Consider the following 6,920-nt stretch of genomic DNA (forward strand, 5'->3'; position numbering starts at 1 on the left):
CGGCCAGGCTGCGACCTGGTGAATCACCAGACCAAGGGTTCGCCCTTGTAGTTGATGAAGCGCAGGCCGCCGTTGCCGCTTTGCGCCTTGATCTGATCAAGCATGCCGCGGGTGCTGGTCAGCACGTCGATCTCGGCGTTTTCGCCGCCCATGTCGGTTTTCACCCAGCCCGGGTGCATGGCCAGCACGCACAGGTCGGGGCGTTGTTGCTCGACGACGAAGCTGTTGATCATCGAGTTCAGGGCCGCCTTGCTGGCCTTGTACAGGCAGATTTCGCCGCCATCGGGGATGGTCACGCTGCCCAGGATCGAGCTCATGAAGGCCAGCACGCCGCTGCCTTCGCGTACCTGGCCGACCAGGCGGCGGGCCACGCGGATTGGCGCCACGGCATTCGTCATGAACAGGTCACCGATGTCCTTGTTCTGTACCGCCTCCAGGTCCTGCGGCAGGGGGCCCATGACCCCGGCGTTGACGAATATCAAGTCGAACACTTGGCCTTGCAAGCGTTGCTTCAGGCTATCGAGCTGGGCCGTGTCGTTCATTTCCAGCTGTTCGATGTGCACGCCGGGCACATTCGCCAGGGCGCCGGGCTGCTGCGGGTTGCGCACGGTGGCGGTGATGTTCCAGCCGTCTTCTTGCAGGCGTTGCACCAGGCCCAGGCCCAGCCCGCGCGAGGCCCCGATGATAAGTGCGTTTTTTGCGTTAGCCATGTGGATGCGCTCCGTGATCGGTTGGCAAAGAAAGGTATTGAGGATAATGCACTGTGATGCCGGGCGCCTTGTCGTAGGTTGTACGAAAAATCACCAGTTGCCTCAGGCCCTTGTGCGGCGTGGTCTTCGGCTTGTTGGCGCACGGGTTATCCACAAGCTGGTCCACAGTTATTGTGTGCAAGCGCAGATGGCTGTGCAGGGCTACGCAGGCTGTGGGCCTGGGGATAACGTCAGGAGCATCAACGGTTTGCGGCTGTCATCAAATGGTGATCAAAATATGATCAATGCTCTGCAGCCCTTGAGTAATGCCGCCTGCAAGCGAGTGCCCCAAGCTTATCCACAGGCCGGCCCACAGTTGTTGTGGGCAATGTTCAGCGTGCTTCGAGCAGAATGCGCCCGCGGCTCAAGTCGGCCAACTGCTGCTGCAGTGGCGCCAGGTGGGCGTCACCCAGTGCAATCAACAGGTCCACGCCATTGGCGGTGAACTGCTCATCCAGGACCAGGCCGTCAACCTCCGCCAGGCGCAGCTTCACCAGCGCCAGTTCGCTGAAACTGCAACTGCAGGTGAATTCGCTGCGCTGCACCAGCAGCCGCTTGGGTGCCTGTTGCAGGCACTTGTTGGCACCGCCGCCATAGGCCCTGGCCAGGCCGCCGGTACCCAGCTGGATACCGCCGTACCAGCGGATCACCAGCACCACCACCTGATCGCAGTCCTGCGCTTCGATGGCCGCGAGGATTGGCCGCCCCGCGGTACCGCCAGGTTCGCCGTCATCGCTGCTGCGGTACTGGGCGCCAAGCTTCCAGGCCCAGCAGTTGTGGGTGGCGGCCAGGTCGCTGTGGCGTTCGATGAAACTCATCGCGTCGGCGGCACTGCTGATCGGCCCGGCGAGGGTGATGAAGCGGCTTTTGCGGATTTCCTCGCGGTATTCGCAGAGGTCGAGCAGGGTAGAAGGCATAAATGACGATCAGGCAGCCGGCTTGATGCCGCAGCCCTTCAGAATGATGTGGATAAGATTGTTGCTCGCGTCTTCCATGTCCTGCTTGGTCAGGCGGCTGCGGCCGGTGACCTGGCAGATCTGGGTGGCAAAGTCGGCGTAGTGCTGGGTGCTGCCCCACAGCAGGAAGATCAGGTGTACCGGGTCGACCGGGTCCATCTTGCCGGCTTCGATCCAGGCCTGGAACACCGCGGCGCGGCCGCGGAACCATTCGCGGTAGTCGGCACTGAAGTACTCGCTCAGGCAGGTGCCGCCGCTGATCACCTCCATGGCGAAAATCCGCGAGGCTTGCGGGTTGCGCCGGGAGAACTCCATCTTGGTGCGGATGTACTGGCTCAGCGCTTCGCCCGGGTCGTCGTCGACGCTCAAGGCGTTGAAGGTGCTGTCCCACAACTCGATGATATTGCTGAGTACGGCAATGTACAGGCCCAGCTTGTTGGTGAAGTAGTAATGCAGGTTGGCCTTGGGCAACCCCGCCTTGAGGGCGATGGTGTTCATGCTGGTGCCCTTGAAACCATGGCGGGCAAACTCGTCTTCGGCGGCCTGGATAATGGCCTGTTCGTTCTTCTGGCGGATGCGGCCCGCGGGCTTGCCCGAGGCGGAGAGGCGATGCGCAGGGACTTCTAGGGTCATGGACGATTCCGTACGGGTCAGTGGCTGCGGCTGTCGGACAAGATTACCTGCCTGTGCCGAAGTGACAAGCGTTTGCGGCACAGACTGGCATCAGCGTGTCGCAGCCAGGCTTTCGAGGAAGCTTTCCAGCACCAGGTTCGGCCGCCGTCCCTTGCGCGTTACCCAGCTCAGGCTCAGGTCATAGAAGCGTTGCCGGGGCTTGAGGGCACGCAAGCGACCTTGCTGCACCCAGAACGTGGCGTAGTGGTCTGGCAGGTAGCCGATGTAGCGACCGGTAAGGATGAGAAACGCCATGCCTTCGCGGTCCGAAGCACTGGCCGTGCAGTTCAGCGCCTGGTAATGCGCCTGGATTTCGGCCGGCAGGCGGAAGGTGGGGGTGATGGCTTCCTGGCTGTTGAGGCGGTCGTCGTCGATCTGCTGGTCATCGGCATAGAACAGTGGGTGGCCGACCGCGCAGTACAGCAGCGAGCGCTCGCTGTACAACGGCTGGTACTCGAGGCCCGACAGCGGGCTGGTCTGTGGCACCACGCCGACATGCAGGCTGCCATCGAGCACGCCGTGCTCGACCTGGCTGGGCGCGATCATGCGGATCTGGATGCGCACATCGGGCCCGCGGTCCTTGAGCTCGGCCAAGGCATGGGTAATGCGCATGTGCGGCAAGGTCACCAGGTTGTCGGTCAGGCCAATGTTCAGTTCGCCACGCAAATGCTGGTGCAGGCCGTTGACCTCGGTGCGGAAGCTTTCCAGGGCGCTGAGCAGCTGCAGCGCCGAATGGTAGACCTCGCGGCCTTCCTCGGTCAGCGAGAACCCGGCGCGGCCGCGCTGGCACAGGCGCAGGCCCAGGCGTTGCTCGAGGTCGTTCATCTGCTGGCTGATGGCTGAACGGCCAATGCCCAGTACGTTTTCCGCGGCCGAGAAACCGCCGCACTCGACGACACTGCGGTAGATCTTCAGCAGGCGGATGTCGAAATCGCTGACTTGGGCGAGTGGAACGGGGCGTCGGCTCATTAGTTTAGTCAGGGCCTGTCTGAAGATTAGAAATGTTGGCTTTTTCAGACTTTATCGCCGTGCCAACTTAGCTGCAACAACATCCATCGTTGCCTAATCGTCTTCCGAGGAACCGCCGATGAACATGCCCGAAACCGCTACCGCCGGTATCGCCAGCCAGCTCAAGCTGGATGCCCACTGGATGCCCTACACCGCCAACCGCAACTTCCAGCGCGACCCACGCCTGATCGTGGCGGCCGAAGGCAACTACCTGGTCGACGACCAGGGGCGCAAGATTTTCGATGCCCTGTCCGGCTTGTGGACCTGCGGCGCCGGGCACACCCGTAAGGAAATCACCGAGGCGGTGGCTCGCCAGATCGGCACCCTGGACTACTCCCCGGCCTTCCAGTTCGGCCACCCGCTGTCGTTCCAGCTGGCCGAGAAGATCACCGAGCTGACCCCGGGCGACCTGAACCATGTGTTCTATACCAACTCCGGTTCCGAGTGTGCCGACACCGCGCTGAAGATGGTGCGTGCCTACTGGCGTCTGAAAGGCCAGGCCACCAAGACCAAGATCATCGGCCGTGCGCGTGGCTACCACGGCGTGAACATCGCCGGTACCAGCCTGGGTGGCGTCAACGGCAACCGCAAGCTGTTCGGTCAGCTGCTGGATGTCGACCACCTGCCTCACACCGTGCTGCCGGTGAACGCCTTCTCCAAAGGCATGCCGGAAGAGGGCGGTATCGCCCTGGCTGACGAGATGCTCAAGCTGATCGAGTTGCACGATGCCTCCAACATCGCTGCCGTGATCGTAGAGCCGCTGGCAGGTTCGGCTGGTGTACTGCCGCCGCCGAAGGGTTACCTGAAGCGCCTGCGTGAAATCTGCACCCAGCACAACATCCTGCTGATTTTCGACGAAGTGATCACCGGCTTCGGCCGCATGGGCGCGATGACCGGCTCCGAAGCCTTCGGCGTGACCCCGGACCTGATGTGCATCGCCAAGCAGGTGACCAACGGCGCCATCCCGATGGGCGCGGTGATCGCCAGCAGCGAGATCTACCAGACCTTCATGAACCAGCCGACCCCGGAGTACGCCGTGGAATTCCCGCACGGCTACACCTACTCGGCCCACCCGGTAGCCTGCGCCGCCGGCATCGCCGCGCTGGACCTGCTGCAGAAGGAAAACCTGGTGCAGGCCGCCGCCGAGCTGGCGCCGCACTTCGAGAAGCTGCTGCATGGCGTGAAGGGCACCAAGAACATCGTCGATATCCGCAACTACGGCCTGGCCGGCGCGATCCAGATCGCTGCCCGCGACGGTGATGCCATCGTGCGTCCGTACGAAGCGGCGATGAAACTGTGGAAGGCAGGCTTCTATGTACGCTTCGGTGGCGACACCCTGCAGTTCGGCCCAACCTTCAACACCACGCCGCAGGAGCTGGACCGCCTGTTCGACGCAGTGGGCGAAACCCTGAACCTGATCGACTGATCTTTCCGATTCTGATGCCAGGCGCGTGAACACATCGCGCGCCTGCCTCAACCTTCTTTATCTGGAGTTTTGCATGAGCATTGTTCAGCACCTGATCCACGGCGAACTGGTTACCAAGGGTGAGCGCACCGCCGATGTCTTCAACCCGTCTACCGGCCAGGCCGTGCGCAAGGTCGAGCTGGCCAGCCGCGCGACCGTGCAGGAAGCGATCGACTCGGCCAAGGCTGCCTTCCCGGCCTGGCGCAACACCCCACCGGCCAAGCGCGCCCAGGTGATGTTCCGCTTCAAGCAACTGCTGGAGCAGAACGAAGCGCGTATCTCGCAGATGATCAGCGAAGAGCACGGCAAGACCTTGGAAGATGCTGCCGGTGAACTGAAGCGTGGTATCGAGAACGTCGAGTTCGCCTGCGCCGCGCCGGAAGTGCTGAAAGGCGAGTACAGCCGCAACGTCGGCCCGAACATCGATGCCTGGTCCGACTTCCAGCCACTGGGCGTGGTTGCCGGTATCACCCCGTTCAACTTCCCGGCCATGGTGCCGCTGTGGATGTACCCACTGGCTATCGCCTGCGGCAACGCCTTCATCCTCAAGCCTTCCGAGCGCGACCCGAGCTCGACCCTGTTCATCGCCCAGCTGCTGCTGGAAGCCGGCCTGCCGAAGGGCATCCTCAACGTGGTGCACGGCGACAAGGAAGCGGTGGATGCGCTGATCGAAGCGCCGGAAGTGAAGGCCCTGAGCTTCGTCGGTTCGACTCCGATCGCCGAGTACATCTACGCTGAAGGCACCAAGCGCGGCAAGCGTGTGCAGGCCCTGGGTGGTGCGAAGAACCACGCGGTGCTGATGCCGGATGCCGACCTGGACAATGCCGTGAGCGCACTGATGGGTGCTGCCTATGGTTCGTGCGGCGAGCGTTGCATGGCCATTTCGGTGGCGGTGTGCGTGGGTGACCAGGTGGCGGACGCCCTGATTGCCAAGCTGGAACCGCAGATCAAGGCCCTGAAGATTGGTGCCGGCACCTCGTGCGGCCTGGACATGGGCCCGCTGGTGACGGCTGCTGCCCGTGACAAGGTGGTGGGTTACATCGATGACGGTGTTGCTGCTGGCGCCAAGCTGGTGGTGGATGGCCGTGGTTTCCGTGTGGCCGGTAATGAGGATGGCTATTTCGTCGGTGGCACCCTGTTCGACAAGGTGACTCCGGAAATGCGCATCTATAAGGAAGAGATCTTCGGCCCGGTGCTGTGCGTAGTGCGTGTGAACAGCCTGGAGCAGGCCATGCAACTGATCAACGATCACGAGTATGGCAACGGCACCTGCATCTTCACCCGTGACGGTGAAGCGGCGCGCCTGTTCTGCGACGAGATCGAAGTGGGCATGGTCGGTGTGAACGTACCGCTGCCGGTGCCGGTGGCCTACCACAGCTTTGGTGGCTGGAAGCGTTCGCTGTTCGGTGACCTGCATGCCTATGGCCCGGACGGTGTGCGCTTCTATACCCGTCGCAAGGCGATCACCCAGCGCTGGCCGCAGCGTGCCAGCCATGAGGCTTCGCAGTTTGCCTTCCCTAGTTTGTAAGGGATGAGCAAAAGCGGGGAGGCCGACAGGCCTCCCCGCTTTGTTTTTCAGCGATATTAAAGTTTCTTGAAATTAAAGGTTGACGGGGTTTCGAATCCCCTTATAATGCGCCCCACTTCCAGCGACGCCGGAACGACAAACTTCTTGAGATTCAATGAGTTAGGTAGTTGAGGCGAAGTTGAAAGGGCTACGATCGAATGATCGCCAGCGGTTGAGGTGATGGTTGACAGCGTTTCTAAACGCTGTATGATTCGCCTCCCGCTACGAGAGATCGCAGCGAGTCAAGTGTTTGAAGCTAAACGAGTTTCTCGCAAAAAACTTCAAAATAAACGCTTGACAGCAAATGAGGAAAGCGTAGAATGCGCGCCTCGGTTGAGACGAAAAGCTCTTAACCAAACGCTCTTTAACAAATCGAATCAAGCAATTCGTGTGGGTGCTTGTGAGCACGGACTGATAGTCACAAAGATTATCAGCATCACAAGTGGCCATGCGAGAAATCACATAGTCATTTGAGATTGCTGAGCCAAGTTTAGGGTTTCTTA

At 61.3% G+C, this 6,920-nt stretch carries 6 protein-coding genes; 2 read left to right on the forward strand and 4 right to left on the reverse strand.

The window, feature by feature from the left end; translation table 11 throughout:
* Positions 1-23: 23 nt before the first annotated feature.
* The 4 genes from CAG46_RS22965 to CAG46_RS22980 form a co-directional block, all read right to left on the reverse strand.
* On the reverse strand, positions 24-710 hold the full coding sequence (locus tag CAG46_RS22965) for an SDR family oxidoreductase (RefSeq protein ID WP_085619503.1): 687 nt from the start codon (positions 708-710) through the stop codon (positions 24-26).
* Between the two features lie 371 nt (positions 711-1,081).
* A complete protein-coding gene (locus tag CAG46_RS22970) occupies positions 1,082-1,666 on the reverse strand; it encodes a YigZ family protein (protein ID WP_016484768.1) in 585 nt (194 codons plus the stop codon).
* A gap of 9 nt (positions 1,667-1,675) precedes the next feature.
* Positions 1,676-2,338 (reverse strand): TetR/AcrR family transcriptional regulator, encoded by a 663-nt coding sequence (locus CAG46_RS22975; RefSeq protein ID WP_003257076.1) that lies wholly within the window; start codon positions 2,336-2,338, stop codon positions 1,676-1,678.
* A gap of 90 nt (positions 2,339-2,428) precedes the next feature.
* Entirely contained in the window at positions 2,429-3,346 is a 918-nt protein-coding gene (locus CAG46_RS22980) for a LysR family transcriptional regulator (protein WP_085619505.1), read from the reverse strand.
* 118 nt (positions 3,347-3,464) lie between these two features.
* On the opposite strand from CAG46_RS22980, the gene CAG46_RS22985 reads away from it, so the two are divergent.
* Positions 3,465-4,811: an aspartate aminotransferase family protein gene (locus CAG46_RS22985; RefSeq protein WP_075044513.1), complete on the forward strand. Its 1,347-nt coding sequence runs from the start codon at positions 3,465-3,467 to the stop codon at positions 4,809-4,811.
* A gap of 73 nt (positions 4,812-4,884) precedes the next feature.
* Positions 4,885-6,378 (forward strand): CoA-acylating methylmalonate-semialdehyde dehydrogenase, encoded by a 1,494-nt coding sequence (locus tag CAG46_RS22990; protein ID WP_023662877.1) that lies wholly within the window; start codon positions 4,885-4,887, stop codon positions 6,376-6,378.
* Positions 6,379-6,920 lie beyond the last annotated feature (542 nt).

It is taken from the genome of Pseudomonas sp. B23(2017) (genome assembly GCF_002113725.1).
GTDB classification, from domain to species: domain Bacteria; phylum Pseudomonadota; class Gammaproteobacteria; order Pseudomonadales; family Pseudomonadaceae; genus Aquipseudomonas; species Aquipseudomonas putida_Z.

Coding starts and splice junctions, on each gene's coding strand:
- CAG46_RS22965 (WP_085619503.1), bottom strand. CDS start 710: ATGGCTAACGCAAAAAACGCACTTATCATCGGGGCCTCGCGCGGGCTG.
- CAG46_RS22970 (WP_016484768.1), bottom strand. CDS start 1,666: ATGCCTTCTACCCTGCTCGACCTCTGCGAATACCGCGAGGAAATCCGC.
- CAG46_RS22975 (WP_003257076.1), bottom strand. CDS start 2,338: ATGACCCTAGAAGTCCCTGCGCATCGCCTCTCCGCCTCGGGCAAGCCC.
- CAG46_RS22980 (WP_085619505.1), bottom strand. CDS start 3,346: ATGAGCCGACGCCCCGTTCCACTCGCCCAAGTCAGCGATTTCGACATC.
- CAG46_RS22985 (WP_075044513.1), top strand. CDS start 3,465: ATGAACATGCCCGAAACCGCTACCGCCGGTATCGCCAGCCAGCTCAAG.
- CAG46_RS22990 (WP_023662877.1), top strand. CDS start 4,885: ATGAGCATTGTTCAGCACCTGATCCACGGCGAACTGGTTACCAAGGGT.